Origin of the sequence: Mesorhizobium sp. M1A.T.Ca.IN.004.03.1.1 (genome assembly GCF_003997555.1) — a bacterium.
Taxonomy (GTDB): Bacteria; Pseudomonadota; Alphaproteobacteria; order Rhizobiales; family Rhizobiaceae; genus Mesorhizobium.
In genome coordinates this window covers 1-258 of record NZ_RZTV01000574.1, presented here as the reverse complement: position 1 = coordinate 258, position 258 = coordinate 1, and the positions used below count along the sequence as shown (strand labels likewise).

1 pseudogene is annotated in these 258 nt (G+C 58.5%); it reads left to right on the top strand.

Annotated elements, in window-relative coordinates:
• Positions 1 to 258 (top strand): annotated as a pseudogene (locus EOD29_RS32930) (homoserine dehydrogenase); the annotation flags it as partial.

Below are 258 nucleotides of genomic sequence, written 5' to 3'. Positions count from 1 at the left end.
TGAACGGCACCTGCAACTACATCCTGACCAAGATGGAGAAGGAGGGGCTTTCCTTCGCCGAATGCCTCAAGGAAGCGCAGCGGCTGGGTTATGCCGAAGCCGATCCCGCCTTCGATATCGAGGGCAACGATACCGCCCACAAGCTCGCCATCCTGACGACGCTTGCCTTCGGCAATCGCATCGCAGCCGACGATATCTATCTCGAAGGCATCACCAATATCTCGATCGAGGACATCCACGCCGCGGCCGAACTCGGTT